The sequence below is a fragment of the Coprococcus sp. LG101-27 genome (genome assembly GCF_027695515.1).
Classification (GTDB): domain Bacteria; phylum Bacillota; class Clostridia; order Lachnospirales; family Lachnospiraceae; genus Allocoprococcus; species Allocoprococcus comes.
On record NZ_JAQEUJ010000010.1, the window covers coordinates 22,370 to 47,325 of the forward strand.

General features: G+C 41.7%; 21 protein-coding genes and 3 tRNA genes. 5 read left to right on the plus strand and 19 right to left on the minus strand.

Annotated features, from left to right (window positions below; all coding sequences use genetic code 11):
* Window positions 1–2: 2 nt before the first annotated feature.
* The 11 genes from PG766_RS08645 to PG766_RS08695 all read right to left on the minus strand — a co-directional run bounded on the left by PG766_RS08645 (window position 3) and on the right by PG766_RS08695 (window position 16,201).
* A complete protein-coding gene (locus tag PG766_RS08645; protein WP_270590732.1) occupies window positions 3–701 on the minus strand; it encodes a response regulator transcription factor in 699 nt (232 codons plus the stop codon).
* Window positions 702–850: 149 nt separating this feature from the next.
* Window positions 851–6,184, minus strand: coding sequence for a sugar-binding domain-containing protein (locus tag PG766_RS08650; RefSeq protein ID WP_270590733.1), 5,334 nt, complete (start codon window positions 6,182–6,184; stop codon window positions 851–853).
* Between the two features lie 102 nt (window positions 6,185–6,286).
* Window positions 6,287–6,556 carry a hypothetical protein gene (locus PG766_RS08655; RefSeq protein WP_008371021.1) on the minus strand — a complete coding sequence of 90 codons (270 nt, stop codon included), beginning with the start codon at window positions 6,554–6,556 and terminating at the stop codon, window positions 6,287–6,289.
* 22 nt (window positions 6,557–6,578) lie between these two features.
* Window positions 6,579–7,649 (minus strand): galactose/methyl galactoside ABC transporter permease MglC, encoded by a 1,071-nt coding sequence (locus PG766_RS08660; protein ID WP_117824392.1) that lies wholly within the window; start codon window positions 7,647–7,649, stop codon window positions 6,579–6,581.
* A 30-nt stretch (window positions 7,650–7,679) separates the two neighbouring features.
* Window positions 7,680–9,176, minus strand: coding sequence for a sugar ABC transporter ATP-binding protein (locus tag PG766_RS08665; protein WP_055249308.1), 1,497 nt, complete (start codon window positions 9,174–9,176; stop codon window positions 7,680–7,682).
* A gap of 137 nt (window positions 9,177–9,313) precedes the next feature.
* Window positions 9,314–10,447: a galactose ABC transporter substrate-binding protein gene (locus PG766_RS08670; RefSeq protein WP_117824391.1), complete on the minus strand. Its 1,134-nt coding sequence runs from the start codon at window positions 10,445–10,447 to the stop codon at window positions 9,314–9,316.
* Between the two features lie 232 nt (window positions 10,448–10,679).
* Entirely contained in the window at window positions 10,680–11,699 is a 1,020-nt protein-coding gene (locus PG766_RS08675; protein WP_270590734.1) for a substrate-binding domain-containing protein, read from the minus strand.
* A complete protein-coding gene (locus PG766_RS08680; RefSeq protein WP_118219329.1) occupies window positions 11,686–13,410 on the minus strand; it encodes a sensor histidine kinase in 1,725 nt (574 codons plus the stop codon). The genes PG766_RS08675 and PG766_RS08680 overlap by 14 nt, the downstream gene beginning before the upstream one ends.
* Window positions 13,397–14,992 carry a response regulator gene (locus PG766_RS08685; RefSeq protein ID WP_117824388.1) on the minus strand — a complete coding sequence of 532 codons (1,596 nt, stop codon included), beginning with the start codon at window positions 14,990–14,992 and terminating at the stop codon, window positions 13,397–13,399. Before PG766_RS08685 ends, PG766_RS08680 begins: the two co-directional genes overlap by 14 nt.
* Before the next feature lie 197 nt (window positions 14,993–15,189).
* Window positions 15,190–15,678 carry a QueT transporter family protein gene (locus PG766_RS08690; RefSeq protein WP_008371036.1) on the minus strand — a complete coding sequence of 163 codons (489 nt, stop codon included), beginning with the start codon at window positions 15,676–15,678 and terminating at the stop codon, window positions 15,190–15,192.
* 452 nt (window positions 15,679–16,130) lie between these two features.
* A tRNA-Gly gene (locus tag PG766_RS08695) sits at window positions 16,131–16,201 on the minus strand.
* 169 nt (window positions 16,202–16,370) lie between these two features.
* On the opposite strand from PG766_RS08695, the gene pepI reads away from it, so the two are divergent.
* On the plus strand, window positions 16,371–17,252 hold the full coding sequence (gene pepI / locus PG766_RS08700) for a proline iminopeptidase (RefSeq protein ID WP_118219325.1): 882 nt from the start codon (window positions 16,371–16,373) through the stop codon (window positions 17,250–17,252).
* 123 nt (window positions 17,253–17,375) lie between these two features.
* On the opposite strand, the gene PG766_RS08705 is transcribed toward pepI, so the two are convergent.
* The 4 genes from PG766_RS08705 to PG766_RS08720 form a co-directional block, all read right to left on the minus strand.
* Window positions 17,376–17,957 (minus strand): xanthine phosphoribosyltransferase, encoded by a 582-nt coding sequence (locus PG766_RS08705; RefSeq protein WP_022220300.1) that lies wholly within the window; start codon window positions 17,955–17,957, stop codon window positions 17,376–17,378.
* Window positions 17,958–18,037: 80 nt separating this feature from the next.
* Window positions 18,038–18,916, minus strand: coding sequence for an aldose 1-epimerase family protein (locus PG766_RS08710; RefSeq protein WP_270590735.1), 879 nt, complete (start codon window positions 18,914–18,916; stop codon window positions 18,038–18,040).
* A 259-nt stretch (window positions 18,917–19,175) separates the two neighbouring features.
* Window positions 19,176–19,493: a hypothetical protein gene (locus tag PG766_RS08715; protein WP_081733101.1), complete on the minus strand. Its 318-nt coding sequence runs from the start codon at window positions 19,491–19,493 to the stop codon at window positions 19,176–19,178.
* A gap of 123 nt (window positions 19,494–19,616) precedes the next feature.
* On the minus strand, window positions 19,617–19,832 hold the full coding sequence (locus tag PG766_RS08720) for a helix-turn-helix domain-containing protein (RefSeq protein WP_025656187.1): 216 nt from the start codon (window positions 19,830–19,832) through the stop codon (window positions 19,617–19,619).
* Window positions 19,833–19,943: 111 nt separating this feature from the next.
* On the opposite strand from PG766_RS08720, the gene PG766_RS08725 reads away from it, so the two are divergent.
* On the plus strand, window positions 19,944–20,261 hold the full coding sequence (locus PG766_RS08725; protein ID WP_118178119.1) for a hypothetical protein: 318 nt from the start codon (window positions 19,944–19,946) through the stop codon (window positions 20,259–20,261).
* Between the two features lie 158 nt (window positions 20,262–20,419).
* Here the strand turns inward: PG766_RS08725 and PG766_RS08730 are convergent, their stop codons facing one another.
* Window positions 20,420–20,836 carry a helix-turn-helix domain-containing protein gene (locus tag PG766_RS08730; protein WP_005424130.1) on the minus strand — a complete coding sequence of 139 codons (417 nt, stop codon included), beginning with the start codon at window positions 20,834–20,836 and terminating at the stop codon, window positions 20,420–20,422.
* A gap of 159 nt (window positions 20,837–20,995) precedes the next feature.
* Here PG766_RS08730 and PG766_RS08735 point away from each other — a divergent pair, with 159 nt between their 5' ends.
* From PG766_RS08735 to PG766_RS08745, 3 genes are all read left to right on the plus strand, one after another.
* Window positions 20,996–21,316 (plus strand): hypothetical protein, encoded by a 321-nt coding sequence (locus tag PG766_RS08735; protein ID WP_005330993.1) that lies wholly within the window; start codon window positions 20,996–20,998, stop codon window positions 21,314–21,316.
* A 142-nt stretch (window positions 21,317–21,458) separates the two neighbouring features.
* Window positions 21,459–22,292, plus strand: a complete 834-nt coding sequence (locus PG766_RS08740; protein ID WP_173794097.1) for a rolling circle replication-associated protein — start codon at window positions 21,459–21,461, stop codon at window positions 22,290–22,292.
* Window positions 22,285–23,541, plus strand: coding sequence for a tyrosine-type recombinase/integrase (locus tag PG766_RS08745; RefSeq protein ID WP_270590736.1), 1,257 nt, complete (start codon window positions 22,285–22,287; stop codon window positions 23,539–23,541). Before PG766_RS08740 ends, PG766_RS08745 begins: the two co-directional genes overlap by 8 nt.
* A gap of 83 nt (window positions 23,542–23,624) precedes the next feature.
* Here the strand turns inward: PG766_RS08745 and PG766_RS08750 are convergent.
* The 3 genes from PG766_RS08750 to PG766_RS08760 all read right to left on the minus strand — a co-directional run bounded on the left by PG766_RS08750 (window position 23,625) and on the right by PG766_RS08760 (window position 24,877).
* Window positions 23,625–23,710: transfer RNA gene (locus PG766_RS08750), tRNA-Leu, on the minus strand.
* A 68-nt stretch (window positions 23,711–23,778) separates the two neighbouring features.
* Window positions 23,779–23,860, minus strand: a tRNA-Tyr gene (locus tag PG766_RS08755).
* Between the two features lie 90 nt (window positions 23,861–23,950).
* Window positions 23,951–24,877, minus strand: a complete 927-nt coding sequence (locus PG766_RS08760; RefSeq protein ID WP_270590737.1) for a C39 family peptidase — start codon at window positions 24,875–24,877, stop codon at window positions 23,951–23,953.
* Window positions 24,878–24,956 lie beyond the last annotated feature (79 nt).

Here is a 24,956-nt window from a genome sequence, read left to right on the forward strand (position 1 = left end):
TCCTAACCGATCTTCTCTACCTTATATCCGACACCCCATACTACCTTCAGGTAACGTGGCTCTTTCGGATTGATTTCGATTTTCTCCCGGATATGGCGGATATGTACGGCAACGGTATTGTCCGCTCCGATTGCTTCTTCATTCCAGATATTTTCGTAAATCTGATTGATAGAGAACACCTTTCCCTGATTTTTAACGAGTAACAGTAATATATTGTATTCAATCGGTGTCAGCTTCACTTTTTCGCCGTCCACAGTCACTTCTTTCAGATCATCCCTGATCACAAGTCCCCCGGTCCGGAACTCACTCTGGTTGTCAGATCTCGCCGTACTTCCAAGCTGGGTGTAACGTCTGAGCTGGGATTTTACCCTTGCTACCAGCTCCAACGGATTGAACGGTTTGGTTATGTAATCATCTGCACCGATATTCAGTCCTAAAATCTTGTCCGCATCCTCTGATTTGGCGGATAAAATAATAATCGGGAGGCTCATGTTTTCCCGGATCTTGAGTGTCGCCCGGATTCCGTCCAGCCGCGGCATCATCACATCCATGATCAGAAGATCAACTTCATTACTTTTCAATACCTTGATCGCTTCATCGCCATCATACGCCTTCTGGACTTCGTATCCTTCCTGCGTCAGGTAAATATCTATTGCTTCTACAATGTCTTTATCATCATCACATACTAATATTTTCGCCATCTTTTTTCACCTCCTCTATACTATACAAGATTAGCAGAGATTTTTTAAGAGATAGGGCTGGATTTTCTTAAGAATTTTTTGAGATTTGAAAATAAATACTCCCGGCAAATTTTACCTTGCCGGGAGTCCTTTAAATGTCTTCTATATTTTTAAAGACGTTTCTTTTTTCTGATTATTAAAACAGTGGCGATTGCCAGAATTGCTGCTGTCATTCCGATTAATGGGAATACCAGATTATTTCTGTCTCCTGTCTGCACTTTTCCTGAATTCTTATTGGAAGAATTGCTGTTGTTATTGTTGTTATTATTTATGATGTTATTTACTGTATTATTACCACCACTGCTTCCGTTATTGGAATTTGATCCGCTTCCACTTCCTGTTCCACCATTGTTCTCACTGCCAGATCCATTCCCTGGTTTTGGATCTTCTGGGTTTGGTTTCTCTGGATTTGGTTTTCCCGGTGTCGGATTCTCCGGATCCGGCTTTTCAGGTCCTGGTGTTTCTGACGATTCTACTCCGATAAACACAACTGCTGATTTTCCGCCATAAGCCACGGTAATTTCTTTTACTTCTTCTGTAAGTGCAGTATCCAGACCTGGTTCAAAACCAAACTGTCCTGCGGTTTCTTCGCTATATACCAGTTCTTCCTCTGAATCATCATCGTATACCAATTTCAGCGAAAGACCGGTCGGATCGAAGGTTTCTCCTGATTTGTAAACTGTCTTTCCGGGCTGACTCTGGATATACACAGCACTTAACTCCGGAGCTTTCTTTACAATTTCAAATGTACGCTCTACAACTCCGCGGTAATTTACAATTCCGGTAACAATCACCTTACCTGTTCCAAAAGCTGTATTATTTTCATAGGACAGTAGATAATCCACTCCGTATCTCAGAGTCTCTTCTACGCCGTTTACCGTTCTCTTGACTTCTACCTGTGGATATACCGGATTCTGTTCATCTGCTTTCGCAACCTCTGTTTGTTCCGGAACTGACACTGTGATCTGGCTGTCTTCTGCCGAAATATCTACACGCTTGTCCGCCTCACGGACACGAAGCTCTGCAACTGCCATGTGTGCATCATTTCCAGATTCCGCATAGGTATGGATTCCCACCAGTCTCACATATTTTGCTTCTACCGGTTCGTCAAATTCTGCTATTTTCCATTCAAGCGTCCTGTCCCAGGTACCGCCTGCAATATCGGTCCATTCATCTTCCTGATTCAGTTTGTACTGTACTTTATACTCACTGACAAATCCATTCATATTGCCACCACGCGGATAATAGCGAAATGCATCCAGAACTGCCGGTTCTTCCAGTTCCAGTCCGATCCAACGTTTTTCTACATCCTGTGCTTCATTTGTACGCCAGTTTGTATGCCAGTGCGTTCCTTCATCTTCATCCAGAACGTACTCTGCCGGTCCTTCTGTTCCACTGCCATTATACTCACTTTCTGCAAATGCAGTGATCCTTCCAATCGGATAATCTCTGTCACCGGATTCTGGTGTCTCTTCTGTCTCTTCTCCAAGACGGATTTCAAATACATTTCTTGTATTGTGATCTTCTGACTCAACAATGATCTTCTTGATATTGTTGAAAGTCGGAAGAATAGTCACTGACGCATTATCGGCTGCTTTTGCCTCTACCTCTGCAAAAATAGCAGGTGTAGAATAGCTTCCCTGTGCCAGTGCACTTTCCGGTACCGGATTGCCATTTACAATGACTTCTTCCAGCTTCGCTGTCGTATTCGATACGAAGCTTCCCTGTGCCACCTTCAACTCGATCTCAGTAAGTGCAGTACAAGGTTTCCATCTGGTTCCTGTCGGTGCACTTGCGTTCGTAAGCTTGAATTTGATAAAAGTCGCTGTCGTCGGTGTGAAATCATACGTATATGGTTTTACCCGTCCACTTTCTTCCCCGATCGTCTCCGTTACTGCAAGCTTGTTCCAGTTGGTTCCATCCTCTGAAACCAGAATCTCTGTTATTCCTGCATCCGGATAACGCATACTTCCGCTGTCCTTTGCAAAATGCATCACAATCTGTCCAAGTCTCTGCTGGGTTGCATACTCAAATGTGATTTCTGCTTTACTATTACCATTCTGGGAACTCTGCCAGTTGCTCCATGCAGTCGGGTTTGCTCCTCCACTTGTGTTATCACTGATTGTTGTTGATCCGTCCACAATTGCAGAAAGTGTATCTGACTGTTCGCCTTCCGGAATGCTCTGTGTCAGATTCATTACCTTTCCGGACACGCTGCTTCCAACTGTGATCTGCTCTGTCTGTACACGGATTGTTGCACTTACCGGAATTTCATCACCGAGTACATCTGCTGTCCCATTTACCGTAACAGTTCCTTCTTCTGCAAACTGATCAGCCGATATGTCATCCCAGTTTACTCCAAATGAAGCGGTCAGAATGGTTCCGTCTGTAAGAACCGCCGGCCTGGATTCCGGAAGAATCGGTACAGTTCCAACTGGTGTTGAGGTTGAGTAATTCAGAAGTCCTCCAACTTCATCAATAACATTTACATTGACTGTTACCTGATGTCCTTCAATCTGCCCCTGCACATTAAAGTTTCCTGACTGCTGTACCATCTCCTCTCCGATCGCATCCCATGTCACTACTTTGCTTTCTTTGCTTCCATCGGTATAACGAGTTTCAATCGTTGTCGGAAGTACCGGGATATTTCCAGTCTTGACATAATAGGTCTTTGACATCCAGAAACTGTCGATCTCTTTTTCTTCTGGTGTGCCATCTGATACAGAATAAGTTGTGACGGTTGCTGTTGCACTTTCCAGTCCATCTGCCGTAGCTGTCACAGTAAATGAACCACCAGTTTTCGTGGACTGCACGATTGCCAGAACTTTTCCACTGAATGCTTTTCTGTTATCTGCAAGATAAGAATCGTGATCCGGAGAGCTTCCGTTATCTACACCAACCAGAACTCCATCACCTTCTACGTTAAATGTAACGCGGTTTTCTGCATCCGGAACAATATTTCCATTCTGGTCTGTCACATCAACTGTCACATAAGATAAATCTTTTCCATCCGCAGCAATCTCGGTTCTGTCTGCTGACATCTGCAATTTTGCAGCTTCGCCAGTCGTTGTCACGCTGGAACGTCCGTCTGTATTTTCAATGATATTTCCATCTGCGTCATATGCAACGGCCTCCAGTGTTCCATCCGCATACGGAACCTTCCAGGTAAGATAAAGATTCTTATGCTCGGTTCCGTTCTTATCTTCTCCCTCGTAAATCTGATAGGTATAACCTGCAGCTGTTGTTTTCTGTGTAAATGCTTTCTTTCCAAGAGACTGTCTTTCTCCACCTGCCGGCGTAAAGAACAACTCGACCGATGCTGCATCCGAATATACAACTACCGGAACCTTTCCACTGTTGTCTTTATAGACTACATTTTCATTCCATGCCGGAAGTACATGTAAGGTGTGCACCTGATCATTCCACTGGCTCTGATAGAAGTAATAGCTGTCTTTCGCAAAGCCTGCGGTATCCACGATACCAAAGTAAGAGCTCTTCGGTGCCGGCCAGCTTCCTACTGATCCTGCTCCGGTTCCATTCCAAGGTGTCGGCTCACCGATATAATCAAATCCGGTCCAGACATATTCTCCTGCAAGGTAATCTCTTGTAATCGTTGTATACCATGCATCACTTGCTACACTGCCCCAGCCTACAGCAGAATTATCATAGGATGTAAGCTGCTTGTCGGAAGTCTGGCTTCCACCGTTGATCCGATTATAGATTCCACGGCTGTTGATCGCAGAAGCAGTCTCAGAACCGTACATCAGCCATTCTGGATGCAATTTATGCCAGTTGTCATACTGCCAGCCTGCGCAATAGTTAAATCCAACGGTTCCGCCTGCTGCATTTAATGTATTGCCAATACTTTCTGCTTCACTCCAGTTGGCTTTCAGCTTGTTATCTCCGGTTGTCATCGGTCTTGTTGTATCCAGCTCTTTTACCCAGTTCACCAGTTTCTGGGCAGTTGCCGGATAATTGGAAACGCCACCGCTGATTCCTTCCATAACCTCATTTCCAAGAGACCACATAATGATCGATGGTGCATTGTATCCTCTCTTCACCATTGCTGTCAGGTCAAACTGTGCCCAGGTCATACCGTCCCCTGCACCTAAAATCTGATTGTCCCCGTCGATTGTCTGATTGAACCATTTTGCATAGTCATTACTGTTTCCATTTTTTGCATAAAGCCAGGTATCGAAAGCTTCATCGATCACCAACATCCCCTGCTCATTGCATGTTTGGATCAGCTCATCAGCTGCAGGGTTATGTGTCACTCGAATCGCGTTACACCCCATCTGCTTCAGGATCTCAATCTGTCTTGCAATTGCGCGGGCATTTGCCTTTGCACCAAGTGCTCCCTGATCATGATGCATACATACACCTTTTAGTTTTGTATTCTGTCCGTTCAGCGAAAATCCTGTATTGTTATCAAAATCAAAATACCGGAAACCATATTCTGTATCGTAAACATCTACTGTATTTTCTCCAAGCTTTACTTCTGTTCTTACAGTATAAAGTGTCGGACTGTCCACACTCCAGAGCGCCGGACTTTGTGCCTCAAGTGTTATTTCGATTTCATCACTTTCTCCGGATGCAACAGTTTTAGCTTCGGTTGTCACTGTTCCGATTGCTGCACTTTCATCTGCGCCTTTTGGAAATACCGTGTGCGTCAAGGTTACAGCCTGTTCATCTTCAGAATCATTCACAACCTGTGTGCGGACATCCATATTGACAGTTCCACCCTGTTCTGCTTTCAGGTTCTCAGTCGTAATCTGCGTCCCCTCAAGATCCACATGAACCTTTTCTGTCATGGTCAGATTTACACTTCTGTAAATACCACTTCCGGAATACCATCTGCTTGAAGGCGTCTTGTTCTCCACCTTTACTGCAATTGTATTTTCCTCACCATATTTCACATAGTCTGTTATGTCAAATGAAAATGGTGTATATCCGTATGGATGTGTTCCAAGCTTTTCTCCATTTACCCATACAGATGCATTCATATAAACACCGCTAAAATCAATACGGATCTCTTTTCCTTCCGCAGCTTTATCTATGGTAAAACTTTTCCGGTACCATCCTGTTCCTCCTGGAAGATATCCACTTTCTGCTTCCATAGATTTTGAATAATCCTGTTCAATACTGTAGTCATGCGGAAGCGAAACCTGGCGCCATTTCGAGTCGTCGAAATTTGCTGTCTGCGCATTTTCCACATCTCCCAGATTGAATTTCCAATTACTGTCAAAATTGATCGTTCTCTGATCCGTCGATTTCCCGTAATTGCTTACGTAAACCGCTTCCGGATCTGAACTCATCTGTGTCTGTGAATTGGATCTTACTTTCACCTCTTCACCTGCCGCCACAGGCAATGTCATTCCCTGTACCGTGAGCAATGCCGCAAGGCAGGCAGCCCCGGCACGGACATACCTTTTTCTTGTTTTCATCTTTTCCTCCAATGTTTTTATTCCTCTTTATAGACACAAAAAGACAGGGGGGTGCTATTACTCTCCTGTCTTTTTGTTTTGAGGTCTCGTCCTCGTTATGAGCTATTCCTCATTACGATCTTTATCTGTACTCTGATTCTTTTTCATATTTTTGTAGACATTTATAGTTCCAAACCCGATCAGTCCAACACCAACTATCAGAAACAGAATCGTCGCCACGATCATAACAAGCTGTTCATTACCATGACTTGTGGAAATCGCCCTGAACATCTGGTATGCCAGTGTCAGCAGATAAAACCCGGCCATTGCATAAATCGCCAGTCTTGCATTTTTCTTCCATCCGTCATTCTCCGGCATCTTATTCTCGTCCATAACATTTCCCAGCCTTTTCTTTTTATTTTCTTACCAGATATTTTCTCATATCAATTGCACATGCGATCAGAATAATCAGACCTTTGATCACATACTGCATATTCTGACTTACTGCCAGGAACTGCAGTGCAACGAAGATGATTCTCAGAATGAACACCCCTAAAACAACGCCGCTGATCTTACCGGTACCACCTACAAAAGATACACCACCGATTACACAGGCAGCAATCGCATCACACTCGTAGTTCAGACCTGTATTTGCCTGGTTGGAACCGATACGTGCAGATTCAATGAATCCAGTGATACCATACATGCATCCTGCAAGTGTATGTACCAGAATGGTTGTTCTCATAACATTTACACCAGATACATTAGCAGCTTCCGGGTTGGAACCAACTGCGAACATATTCTTTCCAAATGTTGTCTTATTCCACATGAACCACATGAATACAACTACGACACAAGCGTACCATACATAGTTCGGGATCGGAACGCCACGGATCTTTAAGAAACTTCCTGTTACAAAATTCTTAAAGGATTTGTCCAGTCCGGAAAGTGGCTGTCCGTTGTTACCGTTCAGCATAATGTACATCAGAAGAATTCCGTATACGATCAGCTGTGTTGCCAGTGTTACAATGAATGGATGTAAGTGGAATTTCGCTACGAAGAATCCATTTACCCATCCAACAATACCTCCGACTACGATTACGATCAGAATAACCAGTGGTATCGGAAGAACCGGAAGATCCGGGAAAATTTTGGTTGCATAAGTTACTGACTGCAAAAGTGATGCAGAAATACATGCTGTAAGACCTACAACACGTCCTGCTGAAAGGTCTGTACCGGTAAGTACGATCGTTCCTGCAATACCACACGCGATCGGAATGTTCGCTGCAGACAGCGAGATAATGTTAACAATAGATGCCACGCTCAGAAATCTGCTGTTCTGTGTGTAAGTGTAAATAACTGCGATAATGATCAGAAGATAAATCGCATTATTGATAAGTCCTTCTTTCCACGCTTTTGCCTTGTCTGCGGAATCCAGTGCTTTGTATTCTGCATAGCGTGATTTTATATTTGCAAATGCTTTCATCTGGGAAGCCTCCTTCTTTTTGTTTGAAAATTACACATACTTTGCTGCGTAAGTCATGATCAGTTCCTGCGTCGCCTCTTCAGCGTTAATCTCTCCGGCAAGTCTTCCACCGGACATAACCATGATACGGTCACAGATTCCGAGAAGCTCCGGCATTTCTGAAGAAACTACAATAACTACTTTGCCGCGGTTCGCAAGATCGATGATGAGCTGATAGATCTCATACTTTGCACCGACATCGATTCCTCTTGTCGGCTCATCCAGAAGCAGTACTTCCGGATCGGTAAGAAGCCATCTTCCAAGGATAACCTTCTGTTGGTTTCCACCGGAAAGTGCACGGATCTTTGTCTCCTGCGACGGTGTCTTTGTCCGCAGCGCATCAATATATTTCTGCGTATCTTCTTTCATGGATTTTTCACTCAGATAAAATCCTTTTTTGTGTCTCTTTAAGCTGGAGATAACGGTATTTTCACGAATGTTCAGGATGCCGAAGATACCGGTTGCTCTTCTCTCTTCTGTCAGAAGTGCAAATCCGTTCTTGATCGAATCCTGTGCATTCTTATTGCTGACTTGTTTTCCGTCAAGTTTTATCGTTCCTGATTTCCTGGTTGCAATTCCAAAAATTGTCTCCAGAGTTTCTGTACGCCCACTTCCGTCAAGTCCGGCAATTCCAAGAATTTCTCCTTTTCTTGCTTTGAAGGAAACATCATTCAGGATCGAATACATTCCGGAAAGGTGTTCCACTTCAAGCGCTACATCGCCCGGTTTATTTGTCTTTGGCGGGAACTGATTGGTAAGCTCACGTCCAACCATCAGACGGATGATATCGTCCATCTCCAGATCATCTGCTTTCTCTGTTGCTACCCAGGTTCCGTCACGCATGATCGTGATTTCATCTGAAATCCGTTTGATCTCTGCCATTTTATGTGAAATGTAAATGATTCCGCATCCTCTCTTTTTCAGCATCTCAATGATATCAAACAGATGCTCTACTTCCTGCTCTGTAAGGGAAGAAGTCGGCTCATCAAATACGATGACTTTTGCATTCACAGATACTGCTTTTGCAATCTCTACCATCTGTCTCTGTGATACCGGCATCGTACTCATGATCCTTTTCGGATCTACATCAATTTTCAATTCTTCAAATACTTTTTTTGTGTCGTCATAGATTTTTTTCTCATTTACCATAACGCCGCCCACTTTCGGGTAACGTCCGAGCCAGAGATTATCCATGACGTTTCTTTTGAGCGCCTGGTTCAGTTCCTGGTGAACCATTGCAACTCCATTTTCAAGAGCTTCTTTCGAATTCTTGAAATTAATCTCTTTTCCCTCCAGCTCAATCTTGCCACTGTCTTTGTCATAAATTCCGAAAAGGCATTTCATCAGTGTTGACTTTCCGGCTCCATTTTCACCCATCAGTGCATGGACAGTGCCTGCTTTAACTGTCAGGGACACATGATCTAATGCTTTTACGCCCGGAAATTCTTTACAGATATCCGTCATCTGCAGTAAAACATCCTGTTTCATAGCTGTCCTCCTGTCTCTCATCTTCTAATCTCGCATACCTTTCGAACCTGCCACTATGCAGTTCCATCCGACTGCGTCACAACTTTGGAAAAGGTGGCTGGCCAACCACCTGGCCGCCACCTTTATTTTTTACATTTTTATTTTCCTGAGTATTCCTGGTAAGGAATGAAGATCTTGTTGCTTACTTTATCAGAAATGTTGTAAGAATCTGTTCCATCCATCAGATCTTTTCCATCTGCTGCATTCTTAGCAAGATCTGCGATACAAGCTGCCATACCATCTGCATCCTGTTTAACAGTTGCTGTCATCTTGCCATCTCCGATCAGCTGTTTTGCTGCATCTGTAGCATCAACACCAAATACCGGAATCATCTTTCCGTCTTTGCCTGTTCCAAGGTTGTATCCCTTATCATTCAGAGCAGAGATTGCGCCTTCTGCCATACCGTCGTTGTTGCAGATAACAAGCTCGATCATGTTATTGCTTCCTTCGTTGTACTGGGAAAGGTTGGTTGTCATATAGTTGTTTGCTGCTGTTGCACTCCAGTTACCATCCTGGTCAACCTGGTATTTGTCACTGTTAGAAGCATCGAAATATTCCAGTGCCGGTTTGCCAGCTTCTGTGATGATCTTGTCTGCATCTTCTACAGCAAACTGTGTACGGTAAATAGCTTCTGCATTTCCAAGCTGTCCCATAAACATTGCGTAAGAGATTTTTCCATCTCCGTTGAGATCCATTTCATCAAAATGTTCTACTACATAGTTACCAATCATTTCGCCCTGCATATGTCCTGCTTCCGGAGCGTCTGTTCCTACGAATGCACACTTGTCATAGCTTCCAAGTACATCTCCTTCTGTTTTGTCATCTTCGACTGCACGGTTAAAGAAGATAACCGGGATTCCTGCTGCTTCTGCTTTTTCAACGATCTGTGAAGAAGCATCTACAGAACCGGATGTAACGATGTTAACGATCAGTGCTGTAGCACCTGTCTGGATCGCTGTATCAATCTGTTCGTTCTGTGTTGTCTGGTTACTGTTTCCATCATAGTCCTGATATTCAACGCCCATCTCGTCAAGTTTTGCATCGAGTGCTGTACGGACAGATGCGATGTAAGTATCAGAATAGGTATAGTAGAATACTGCGATATTAGCGTCTGATGATTTCTTATCACTGCTTCCACCATCACTGTCACTCTTACCGGAGCCCCCGCATCCTGCAAGCATTCCAAGTGCCATCACACCTGCGAGCATCGCTGCTACAATTCTTCTTTTCATAATTTCGTTCCTCCTTGTATAACGTTTACTTGATGATACGAGTATAACAAGAAGAAAATAAAATACCCATGTGAAAAACTACGAGGGGTTTGTGAATTTCAACGTTTATATAAATTTTTACTTAATTTCGTCCATAAATGTTTCAAATGCCCAATTCTTCAAAAAGCTGTAGTCCAAATATTTTTCAGACTACAGCTTCTATACTTCCGAGCAGCTACAAACATTCCACCCGTTACTTTTCTTCAAATGAAAACAGCGCCTTCTGGCTCTTATCATCATACATATTTTCTCTTGTCACCAAAATACTGCTGGTTGCCGTCTCTTTCTTTTCCGGCTTCTGACCATTCAGTAGTGTATTGATCTGCTCAATCCCCAGGTATCCCATCGCATATGGGTTTTGGACGATCAGCGCATCTACATTTCCTTTTTCCAGCATTCCAATGGATTTTACGTTACTGTCAAACGCAACAACCTGCGTCCGCTCTCCGGCGCCAAGTGCTTCTACCGCATCCCCGACTCCAAGTGTTGTCCATTCATTAAATGTCACGATCACATTGATCTGCGGATTGTCAAGCAACATCCTCTCGGTGCCCTCTCTTGCGTCGGTGATCGTAGACTTCACATTGATGGACGCCGTAATATTTGCCCGGTCATCATTAAGAACCGTATCCCGGAATCCCTTTTCACGAAGCTGCCCGTTCTCCGTACTCTTATCAAAATTTACGATTCCGATATTTAGATTTTCCGCCGGATTACCAAGCACTTCTTCTCCTGCCATACATCCGGCTTCATAATTGTCTGTACCAATATAGCATTCCACAGCCTCACTGTTTACCGGACTGTCCACAACCACAATCCTGATTCCTACCTTTGCCGCACGGTCGATTGCTTCCGCATTCTTTTCAAAATCAATAGCAGAGAACAGAAGTGCATCTACCTGTTCCCGGATTGCCCGGTCTATCATTTCATTCTGCGCCTCATAATCTTCCTCACCGTCTCCATCCGGTCCTTCGCACACCAGATCCAGATTATATTCCGCACTTGCCGCACCGGCTCCCGCATATGCGGACTGCCAGAAAGAAGAATCCATGGATTTTGTCAGAAACACTACTTTTTTCTTCTCGATGACGCTATTTGTACTGCCTTCTTTTCCTTCCCAAAGTCCGTCACCCGTCAGGACAAAAAACAGAATTGCAAGTAGGATCACACCTGCACCAATTGCAATAAATGGTTTTCTTCTACTTTTTCTCATATTCTTCCTCCCTGACCTTCGGCATACGGATCGTCACACAGGTCCCTTCATCCAGCTCACTTGTGATATTCAGTCCATAATTGCTTCCAAAATAAATCTTGATCCGGTCATTTACATTCTTGATTCCGATTCCGGTACGGTCTCCCGGCTCTTTGCGCAGAATCTCCCGGCACTGTTCTTCCGTCATACCGATTCCGTTATCCTCCACCTGGAAAATAATATCTTCTCCGTCCTCAAAAATACGGATCCAGATCTCACCCTCATCGATCATCTGCTTTACACCATGATAAATTGCATTCTCGATAATTGGCTGCAAAGTAATTTTGTTACAAAGATACGAAAGACACGACTCTTCCACCTCAAATGAATAGGTAAATTTGTTCTTATACCGATAATTTTCAATCTTCAGATAACTCTTTGCATGTTCCACTTCTTTTTCGATCGGAATCAGCTCATGCCCTTTACTGATACTGATACGGAACAGCCTTGCAAGTGCCGTAACCATCTCTTCTGCATCTTCATTTTTCCCGTCTTCACACATCCATGCAATCGCATCCAGTGTATTATACAGGAAATGTGGATTGATCTGCGCCTGAAGCGCTTTCAGCTCTGTTTTCCGCAGTGTGATTTCTTCCTGTCTGACCTGCTCCATCAGCTTCTGGATCTTCACAACCATGTGTTCAAATGAGTTGGATAAAGTCGTGATCTCTGTAGTTCCCGCCATCGGCTCAAATACAAAATTTTCAGCATTTTTTTCAAACCGGTGCATGTCATCAGCAAGCTGCCTTACCGGTGCTGAGAACAGTTCTGAAAATGCCCATCCGAGAAGAAAGACTGCTCCCATAACCAGACACAGGACGATCAGAAGTCTGGATACCGCACTGCTTACCTTCTCCGTAATCATTTCATCTACATAGCAGACACCTACAATTTTCCAGTCACAGTTCTCCAGATTTTTCACAGTATAGATCGCCTGTTCCTGAATATGTGTCCCTTCTTTTAAATCCATTCCCTTCTCTTCTTTTAACCCGGAATAAATGAGCTGCTGCTGTGGATGATAGATCAGATTGCCTTTTTTGTCCGCAATATAGGCATAGCCGTGCTGCCCGATCCCTACATCATCAACATAATTGGCAATGTCAGAAAAACGGATGTCAATATTTACCTGTATACTGGTTCCGTCTTCTTTCTGAATCTTCTGGTAAACGGTTACAACCCATGGATAATATCCCTCAAACAAAGATTCCACATATGGTTTGGTTATACGCAGCCTGCCATCGTCATCTTCCATTTCGGTACTCTGAACAATGCGATAATTCTCTTTCAGCTTCTGCCCTCTGTTCCAGTAACGCAGAAGCTCCCCATCTTCACCACAGATTGTTACCGCTACTACATCGGAACGGATATTTACCAGATTCTGGATATATTCCTCAGAATGATTATTCTCATGACGCATTCTCGCCACGATCCCTTCCAGTATGATCCGCATATCCTGTGTATAATTCTCAACCGTATTCTGTACCTGTTCACAGCTCTGGGAACTGCTTGTCACTGCACTTTGCTCCATTGCATTCCGGTAAATCTGAACAAAAATAAGCGTTGCAGCCACTACCGAAGTCAGGACGATTCCCATTACCATTGCAATAAACACACCGGAAATAGATATATTCCATCCCTTGTGCTGATCTGCTTCTTTTTTACGCCTGTTCATGTTCCCTCCTGTATTTGTTCGGTGATACTCCAGTCAGCTTTTTGAAGCAGTGGCTGAAATAATACTGATCCTTATAACCACACAGCTCTGTAATCTCACCGATCTTCATACCGGTACACTGCAGAAGCTCCATTGCCTTTTCAATTCGTTTTTTCGTCAGGATCTCAACCAGTGAACTGCCTGTCGTCTTTTTTATCAGACTGCTGAGATAATTCGGCGACACCCCGATCTCTTCACTGATGATCATAACAGACAGATCCTGTTGGGCATAGCGGTCCTGTATGATCTGCACTGCCTGCTCGCAGATCACCTCGCTGCTCTTCTTTCTCTGATCCATAAGCATTTTTTTAGCCTCCATACACAGCATTTTTATGATCTGAAAATTCTCTGCCATACGTTCCATTTCACGCATCTGCTGCATGGAATATTTTTTCTGAAGAACTTCTACACCACATTCCCCGATTGCCATATAAATAACCTTATATACTGCCGCCCCAATCTCGGTCAAAAGTATCGTACTAAGTACCAGTGTATTCTTGCCTCCATTTCGCAGCTTCTTTTCCAGATCATCCAGATAAATCTCCAGATCCTCTGCCATTCCACCACGTAAAAAATTCTCCATCGTTGCTGTAATTTCCTGTATTTCTCCCTGTTCCAATCCCGATCCGTGCTCTGCATCGGAAATGAAATAGACACTGCTTTTATCCTTTCTGGAATAACTGAGCGCATTCATCGCCTCCAGATAGCTCTCTCTGCATTTTCCAAGAGTATTCACACTCCTGCTTACCCCGACCTGACAGCAATATCCCATAATACGCTCCACACTCTGAACAATTTCTTCTACAATAATATGTAAATACTTACCCATACCTCCCGGAGTCGTCGCGATCAGCGATACCACTCTTCCTTCCAGATGGCAACTTACATAATGAACATATTTTTTCAGGATCATATCAACTGCATTTACACTGCTATAGCTTGTCTGATCCTTTCCATTTGCATCACGGATTCCGGTTACAAGCACCACATACTGCATATTATCCGGCTTTGGATTACGGATCAGCTCACATTCCTCTGCCCGCTCAAGAAGTGCCTCTTCGGACACCCGTTCATTCTGAAAGCTGTCGAGCAAAAGCGGAATAAGGAATTGCGTCTTGCGGATATCCAGCTTCTCTTTTCTTTCTTTTGTAAATTCTTCCACTCGCTGATCCATGGCTTTTTTAATCTTTATCAATTCCGCCTCGATCTCTTTTGCTGAAATTGGCTTCAGCATATAACTTACAATATTATATTGAATTGCCTGCTGCGCATAGGTAAAATCATCAAATCCACTTAAAAATGCGATCTGTACCATCGGGCAAACTTCCCTGACCGCCCGTGCCAGCTCAATCCCCGATAAAAATGGCATCTTGATATCGGTAAGGAGCAGATCTGGTTCCAGCTTTTCAACCAGTTCCAGCGCGTCTGCACCATTTTCAGCTTCCCCGACCACTTCAAAACCAATCTCTTCCCACTTTACCCTGCGAACAAGACTTCTGCGAATTTCCTCCTCATCATCAGCAACAACAACTGTATATTTCATATTTCTCCCTTTTTCCCTTACTGTCAAACTTTCATCTGGTTACAGTTTCTCTTTTTATATTATAGAAGATTCATATCCACTTTTCCATAAATATATCTCCACTCAAATTTGTAAAATTCTACGATTGTATACACAACAATAGTATAAAAAACGGACAGGCTGAATAGCTTTTCAGTCTGTCCGCTTTTTACATCTTCTTATGCTGTTTTAAAAATTACATTTTTATAACGATTCAATGCAGTATAAAGGACTAATCCAAGCACACCACATCCGACAACTTCTCCGACACCAACTGTCAACATCATAAACGGAATCGGAAGTGCTACTCCATATCCGTAACGAAGTACAAACGGAACGATTACTGTGTTAGCAATAATCGGTGGTAACGGTGCAAGGAAACGGTTTTTGTTACGAAGCTGATAAGTAAAAAATGCTCCGATCAAAGTTGCAATGCTTCCGAAAATGATATCCGGCAGGATTGCTCCTCCGAGAATGTTTCCAACAATACATCCAACGAAAAGTCCAGGAATCGCTGCCGGTGTAAATACCGGAAGGATCGTAAGTGCTTCTGCAATACGTATCTGTACTTCTCCGAATGAAAATGGTGCAAATACATAAGTAAGCACCACGTAGATTGCAGCGATCATCGCTGCCTGAGTCATAAATGCTACATTCTTGTTCTTCATATGAAATTCTCTCCTCTAGTTTTGTTTTACGAGTGGAAGGTCACGAACACTCGATTCATTTTACGCCGGGAATCGGCGAAACCCTTGTAAGACCTTGTTTTTAGGGGTTTTGTAACGGGTGTTAGTATAGCATGGTGGGGATAAAAAATCAAGGTAAGTACCAAAAAATTTACGACACTGGTAAACATTTCGTTCACCCATTGCGTCCTGCTGCCAGATATGCTATATTTAAGACATAAAGAGGGAAACCGCAAGCGGCTACCCGCAAATAGTGTCAACTATTACTAATGTCAGTCGTCAACTATTCCCAGTAGTTGGCGGCTATTTTCGTTTACCCTTATAATCGAGCCGATATTTTAACGTACCAGTCAAAAATGACTAAATTTTTCTCTATAAATCAGGAGCCCGGTCACCACTTTGGCGACCGGACTCCTGATTTAAAACATAACAAAAGCGGGTGATGGGAATCGAACCCACGTATCCAGCTTGGAAGGCTGGTGTTCTACCATTGAACTACACCCGCGTGACTCTTATTATTATATTCATCATTCAACTGTTTGTCAACAACTTTTTTGTTTTTTTTATTTTTTTATATTTTTTTTCGTTATTTTTTTATTTTTCCACTTTTTCTTTCCCTTACTTCATTTTGATGTTATAATGAAGAAACTTAATGTACTGAGGAGGGATTAAATATGAAAATTACAGAAGGCTACATGCCTTATCTTGGATACAAAACCTACTACCGTATTGCAGGCGAATGCTCCGGCAATAAAAAACCACTCATTCTGCTTCACGGCGGGCCTGGTTCTACACATAACTACTTTGAAGTACTTGACCGGCTTGCTGATGAAGGTCGTGCAATTATTTCCTACGACCAGCTCGGCTGCGGTAATTCTTATGTAGAAGGACATTCAGAACTCTGGTGTTCTAAAACATGGATGAATGAACTGATCGAACTCAGAAAATATCTCGGACTTAATGAACTTCATCTTCTCGGACAGTCCTGGGGCGGAATGCTCTCAATCGAATACTTATGCGATCACAAACCAGAAGGGATCAAATCCGTTATTCTTTCCAGCACCCACCCATCTGCCAGATTGTGGGCCCAGGAACAACACCGGATGATCAAATTCATGTCCCAGGAAGATCAGGACGCCATTGCCAAAGCTGAAGCAACCGGCAATTTTGACGATCCGGCATATCTCGCAGCCAATGAACGCTTTATGCTTCTTCATGCCGCCGGCGTACCAAAAGACACCGATCCTGAATGCCTGCGCCGTCCAAAAAAGGTTGGAACAGACTCTTATATCACCGCGTGGGGACCAAATGAATACACGCCAATCGGAAATCTCAGCAACTATGAGTACCGTGACAAACTGAAAAATATCAAAGAGCCGGCACTTATCATCAACGGAGCCAACGATCTGTGCACTCCACTGGTTGCAAAGACCATGTATGACAGTATCCCGAATTCACGCTGGGAACTTTTTGATGACTGCCGTCATGTATGCTTCGTTGAAGATACCGACCGCTATTGCAGGCTTTTAAATGAATGGATGGAGCAAAATGACTAAACCTGCTTATCAAAAATGCAGATCCCTTTGAAAATACAAATCTGCACTTAGCTCATCATATACGCAAAAGACGCATATGCCCGACAAAATTTTTGTTCAGGCATATGCGTCTTTTTGCACTTTTTACTGCTCTCTGAAAGTGATCTCACCCGTCTCACTGTCCATAGCTTCTACAATCGCAAGTGATTCCAGCGGATATCCAAGGTTGCGGATGATTCTTCCGCCGGACTGGAATCCTTTTTCGATCACAATTCCAATTCCCTCTACAGTTGCACCTGCCTCTGTAACCAGCTGAATCAGCCCCTGCAGCGCACATCCATTCGCAAGGAAATCATCAATAATGAGTACATGATCTTCCTCTGAAAGAAATTTCTTTGCTACAATTACCTGGTTCTTGCATTTGTGGGTAAATGATTCGACTTCTGCTACATACATCTCCCCTTCCAGATTGATGCTCTGTGTCTTTTTTGCAAATACAACCGGCACATGAAAATGCTTGGCTACAATACAGGCAATCCCGATACCAGAAGCTTCGATTGTCAGGATCTTGTTGATATTCTTATCTGCAAATCTCTTCTTGAATTCCGCTCCGATCTGGTCAAATAATTCAATATCCATCTGATGATTCAGAAAACTGTCCACCTTAAGAACATTTCCTTCTTTCACGATTCCATCTTTGACAATACGTTCTTCCAAAAAGTTCATCTTACGTTCTCCTCTTCCTTTAATATTCCATGTATTTTTTTCATTGTATCAGTCTGAGCCATGAAACGCAACCCTCTGCGCTATTTTACCAGAATCTTATAATCCTTTTCAAAAATATCGCCCGGTTCCAGTTCATTCCCCCACTCCCTGTTTTCCAGAATATGGTCAAAATCTTCTCTGTCACTTCTTCCATACCATGGCTCAATACATACGAAAGGTGCGTGTTTTTTTGCCGGAGACCAGATTCCAAAAAGCGGTGCATCAAATTTTACTTCCAGATAAACCTTTCCATCTGCATCCGCAAGACCGATCCTCTGTGCCTGATGATTTTCAATAATAAGTGCATCCTCATCAAATAAATGTTCCTCAAGCTTCAGACATTTTCCGAAAAGATTTAAGATTTTTGTCCGTGGACAAAGTGCACCTTCTTCATTCACGATGCTGCTCGTGAGCGGTCCTTCTGTATCAAATATCAACTGACAATCCTCCTGCTTTTCTCCTTCTTTCAAAGGACAGTTAAATGCCGGATGCCCTCCGATCGAAAAATACATCTTCTTATCATTTGGATTTTCTACTTTCCACATTACTTCCACCTGACGTCCGGAGAGTCTGTATCCTACTTTCAGAATAAAATGAAATGGATATTTTTCCAAAGTACTTTCTGTATCTTTCAGTACAAACCAAATCTCTTCTTCTGTCTGGCTCTCCAGATCAAATTCCATGTCTCTTGCAAAACCATGCTGTGACAGCGTATATGTCTTTCCTTCGTATACCGACTGCTTCTGCGCATAATTTCCTACGATTGGGAAAAGAACCGGTGATGTTCTTCCCCAGAACTTTGGATCTGCCTGCCACAGATATTCCTGCTCTGTCTTATTGTCTTTTAGCGATTTCATTTCTGCGCCTGCTGAAATAACAGTCAGTGTAAGTTCTTCATTTTTCAGTTGATATGCTCCCATTTTTATGCCTCCATTCCTTTCTGTATCTACTTTTCTGCCTCTACGCCGGCAAATTGCGTATTTAACAGAATCCCGGTTAAACAAAAAGCAGGAGAAATGCTGTAAATTCAACGTTTCTCCTGCTTTTCAAACACTGCCGCAGACCGGAATCGAACCGTTTTACTTAATCTCAAATACTGATAGAAAGGGGCTTTGAAGACTTCATCACGGTTGCGGTGTTCAAAAAGTGTTCAAACGTTTGTTGCATACAAACAGGAAGTTATCTTTTTCCTAATGGCAATGCTATTAAATTTCCCAATAATGCAATAACAGCATATCCAACTACATAAACCCATGCACTTGAGTTATAAAATATAAATATAGATGGCGCAAACATTATTGCTACAATCAAAATATACCAGAAGTTAAAACCATTCCTAATCCCATAAAAAACAGAGGTTATTAAACATATTAGAGGAATAATTACTAACATAACAATCATTGCACTTCCTGTGTTTTTTATAAACCAAGGAACGATATAAAAATCTATCAGCAACAGTAGGTAGAAAACCATGTTCTTTTTTAATTTATCCATCATATCATCATCCTTTCAAACACCGATTTGTCTGTTTCATGTTATACACAGTATAATTCCATTTTATAAAATATTCAATTAAAAAGGTATGCGAATATTTTTTATTTCCGCATACCCATTATCACTTTATTCTTTTACATATCGAATTAACTCACCAATTTCACATTCAAAATAGTTGCATAGTTTACAGATTAAATTTGCATCCAGTCTTTGAAATTCATTTCTGCAATATCTATTGAAATTTGACCTCGGTATGTCAAGTTCCTTACAAATCGTATTCTTACTGATACCTTTTTCTTGTAACAGTTCTTCTATCCTTAATTCTAAATGTCCATAGTTCATGTTCTGCACCTCTACATAAAGTATATTTATTAAATCTTTATGTAGTAATTCACTATATAGTGAGGTACTATATAGTCATCCCTGTACAAATAACACGAAAGAGGTATGTACATGAAAAAGAAAATTATAGCACCAATCACAATACTCTGTTTACTGACCATTCTCTACAATTATCTCAGACTGCCGGACTACCATATTACTAACAGCATGTCCTTTAGCAGTGCAGATACCAGAAATACTGAATTGACTGTAATTGTTTACAAATGTTGGGGAATTGATGGAGTAATCAAAGACATTGAAAACGAACATAACAAAATTAACGGTACACCTACCACCTTGGAAATCAACCTCTATTATCCAACTTATTACTTGCACAATAATAGCAAGCCGTTCCGAACTGTAACCATTGAATATAATAAAAAGGAATAGCACTCTATTACTGCTTTTGAAGTAGTATCGGCTATTCCCTCTCCTTATATTCTTTTGTTCGTATTTTCGCAAACTAACGTTCCGCAAGGATGCCCAGTGCGACGGTTCCTAACAGGGCGGCGGGTCGACTGGGCAAGTGGACGGCTGAAAAGCATTTTCTACTCAACGACATATTTAACGTTTGATTCTCTCCGTCCCTCATATTTCTCCTGTGCCAACAGTTTATCAAGAAATTCTGACACTTCTTCCATGTCTTCACTGTCTATCAAATCCAGTTTTATCAATACATCAAGGTCTGTCTGATTCTTCGGTTGTATTGAGATCGGCTGAGATGTATCCACAACCACTTTCAACTGTTTTGTCTTATTTGCTGTTTCAATATCCGTAGTTAATCCCATAACGTGGCTTTTACTCACGCCGAATATCTGTGATAATTTTTCCCATATAGATTCATCTCTCGGCGTTCCGTTTCCATTTTCATAGTTCGTAAGCATACTTTGTGAAATGCCTAATTCTTTTGCAAGTTCCGCAACGGTTATATTCTTTTCTTTCCGCAATTCTTTTATTTTATTCATAGCGAACCTCCTTTATAAGCACATTATATTTCATCAAATTTTCTCTGTCAATCTTTTTATCGGATATTCAGATATTTTCTATTGACATTCTGCAATGCTTGTTTTATCATAAGATTATCTTAATATCTGATAATCAGATATCTGTAAGGAGGTGAAACGATGATTAGAGGAAATGACTTTATTTTAAATCCAGACAAACTGCAAGAGGAATTTCAGTTAGTAGAAGTTTCTGACTGGGTAGACTTTTCTACAAAAGAAAAATTAGGATTCTACTATACAGTTCTTCTTCCAAAATTAAAGTTTGAGAAAGTCAAAGTAGGCATTAAAGCCAACACAGCGATTGTTACCAACGAGGAACTTGAACAAAAAGGGCAGATTCCAGTCTCATTTGATGGATTACATACTTGGGCTAGTCTCTATAATGGACGTCTTTCTGTCAAAGCAGAAGCTTCCAATATCAGAAAAGTGGGAATGAAATAATTTCCCTACTATGTCAGCCAGTCAGTGCCGGACAACGTCATAGGTGCTGAACTGGCTGACCTCTATACTTGATATATAAAACAACATCTTCCGAAAACAATCGGAACATTCATTACAAAAATTGGGATATGAGGTGAGATTCGTGAGCAAAACAAAAGAGTGTTTTGCATACAATACGAAAATCATTGAAACTCCTACTACAAAAGAAGTATATATTTACGAAAACCCTATTTTTATTCACTCGAAAGAAAAGGCAGATTTAACAGACACAAGTAACCGAAAAAAATTTGATGAAATGTCAGCTCATAAGCAATATGACAGTTTAAAACGCAAGCAGAAGCATTACGAACAGGCTCGTTGGGATATTGCCCGTATTGTTGACTGCAACTTTGATAACAAAACAAAATTTGTAACGCTGACATTTAAAGAAAACATTCAAGAAATCCTGATAACTAACCGAGAATTTAAGTATTTTATCCAGCGATTAAATTATTATTTGTATCATACCAAAACCCAGTTATTAAAATACCTTGCAACGTGGGAGAAACAGAAGCGTGGAGCAATCCATTATCATGTTATTTTCTTTGATTTTCCGTATATAGCAAAAGAAAAATTACAGAATTTATGGTCACATGGATTTATTAAAATCAATCGCATTGATGTAGACAGCAAAGAAAACAGAGGTCGTTATCTTAGCAAGTATTTTGGAAAAGACCTTGATTTGAAAGAACATAAGAAAAAAGCCTTTTTTAAATCTCAAAATCTGAAAGTTCCACACGAAACAAAAGTCATGCTGACCGAAGACATTTTACATGACTTACAAAAAGAAAATATCGTCTTTCAGAAAGAATACACAAGGCAAATTTACGATACCAACGCTTTCTTATCTACTGGTTCATGCTTAAAGGACAGCAGTGTTATCTACATCAAAATTAAAAAAGAAAATCCTTGCGTAAAGGGGGAATCTTATGGATAATCCCGTTACGTTTTCAGATATAACATTATTGAATACGTTAGCCACCTGTGCTAACATGACCACAGATGAAGTCTTCAAAGATTTTAAAATTATGGCAAATAAAAAAATCTTGGAGAATCACAAATATGAAATTTATTACTCGGAATCAGAAAAAAGCTGGCGTACTTATTTACCCGATGAAACCAAACCTAACAAACGCCGTCCTGTTAAGAGGAAGAGTAAAGAGAACCTTGAAAAAGAAATCATCAGATTTTATCTCGAAAAGCAGAAAGCTGAAAACCGTCAGAATGTCACACTGGAAGAATTATATGTTGAATGGCTTTTGTATAAAAGAGATTATACTTCCGTAAAAGCAAAAACAATTCAAGAGTATGTATCTGAATGGAATAGATTTTTCAAAGATACAGAACTTGTTAAAATGAAGATAGGCGAAATCAAACCAATCACGCTTATCCGCTTTTTCAGAGAAGCTACAAAAGACCGACAGTTCACTCACAAGCGAGTCAGTAATGCCCGTTCTGTTTTGAATGGAATCATGAGTTATGCGATTGAAGAAGAAATTATATCACATAATCCTGTCTCTGATGTGAATTTCAAACAGTTTACCTATAAGCCAGTAGAAGTACAAAGTGACAATGTATTTTCTCGTGATGATACGCATAAGTTATTAAATTATCTTCGGTGTATCATAGAGCCATATTCTCTTGCAATACAGTTATCTTTCTATCTGTTTATCCGTGTTGGAGAAACAAAAGCTATCCGTTGGGAAGATATTGACTACAATAACAGGCTTGTATATCTTCACAGACAGGCGACCTGTGAACGTACATTGAATGATGATTTAACATTCTCAAGCCGAAAAGTAAAAGTAGTAAATCAAATGAAAGGAAATACTTCTCATGGATTCCGTAAACAGTTCCTTACAGACGAAGCACTTAAAATTCTTCACAAAGCAAAGGAATTAAATCCAAATGGAATATATGTCTTTGAACCCAACGGCGAGATTATGACAACAGACAGCTTTAATCGCCGTTTGAAGAAATATTGCAAAGAAGCCGGTGTTCCTTATCATTCCAGTCATAAAATCCGCTTTTACAATGCTTCAACAGCTTTTGACGGAAATAATCTTACAACCCTTAGTTATTTAATGGGACATAGTGAGACAGCTACAACATTGCATTACTTGCGGAATGTCAATAAGAGGAAGAATGACAGGCTTGCTTTTCAGAATCTTGGTATTTCATCATAAAGTGTTCAAAGGTGTTCAAACATTTTAAAACAAAAAAATAAGAGAAACGCTGTAAATTCAACGTTTCTCCCATTTTTAACTAATGCCGCAGACCGGAATCGAACCGGTACGGGTATCACTACCCACGGGATTTTAAGTCCCGGGCGTCTGCCAGTTCCGCCACTGCGGCAAGAGATGCTCATACGGTTTTTGCGAAAAGCATACGCGCTCTGCACTGTCTCTTCAACCTCGCATCAATGGGCGGAGGTGGATTCGAACCACCGAAGCAAATTGCAGCAGATTTACAGTCTGTCCCCTTTGGCCACTCGGGAATCCACCCATTTTGTCTCTCGACAATATCTATTTATATCATAAATAAAAGAAAAGCGCAAGGGAATTTATCCAATTCTCCTGCACTTTTTCCAAATTTTTATACCCAGAATGACCACGCTGCATTCATCTGATTTATAATTGTATTCAGATCCCATTTCTTACGACTGTTGATCTTACTGTTCGGATCATTGATCAGTACCTTGCCCTCCTCTGTCAGCCCGGAAAGGACGATAAAATGTCCCTGGTTTGTAAAATCACCCGGTCCCATACTGCAGATGATCGGATGTCCTGCCGAAAGCTCGGACTTGAGAGTGTCTTCTGACCAGTTTGTAAGCTGTGCAGAGTTTATTCCAAGTTCTGAAGCTCCTGCAGTCATAAGCGTCCAGTCTGTTCCGACTTCATCTACATAATATCCCATATTGACACTCATATCTGCCACATACTTCGGTGTAAATGAAGTATTGCCTGTAAGTCCTGTCGCCACCATGGAAAGACTGGTCGGTCCGCATCCACCCATTCCGATATTCTCGGAACCATAAGATGCATATCCCCATACTTCGCTCCACTGGAAATATACCGGAATATGGTTCTGAATTCTGTAATCTTTCAAATCTACCGCCTGAAGTCCCTGCGCACTGAGTTCTTCCTCTGATCGTGCTGACTGTTCCGGATAATCAATCACCCACTGCAGTGCTTCCTGATGATCAAACAGCCATGTCAGCAGATCATCGGAATACTTTTCTCTGTTCAGAATGATTTCCTTCGTCTCCGGGTTTTTCTTATATAATTCGCCCAGCTGGTCTTTATACTGGTCAGAATCCAGCACCTCCCGGACTTTCTCAGCTTCTATCTCTTCTGGTGTCTTTGTTTCTGTCTCTTCACTTGTCTCTGTCTTTGTCTTGGCAGAGGATGTCTTTTTTGCAGATTTCTTTGCATTTCCACTTCCACAAAGCATCAGGATCACAGTCAACACGATAATTCCTGCTGCTGCAAAAATGCCTGCTTTATATAGCTTTCTTTTCATCCTTCGTACTTCCCGCTTGCGCCTCGCCATTTTTTTCTGGCGCTGCTCCGCTCTTTTCCTGTCTTCTCTCATCATATGT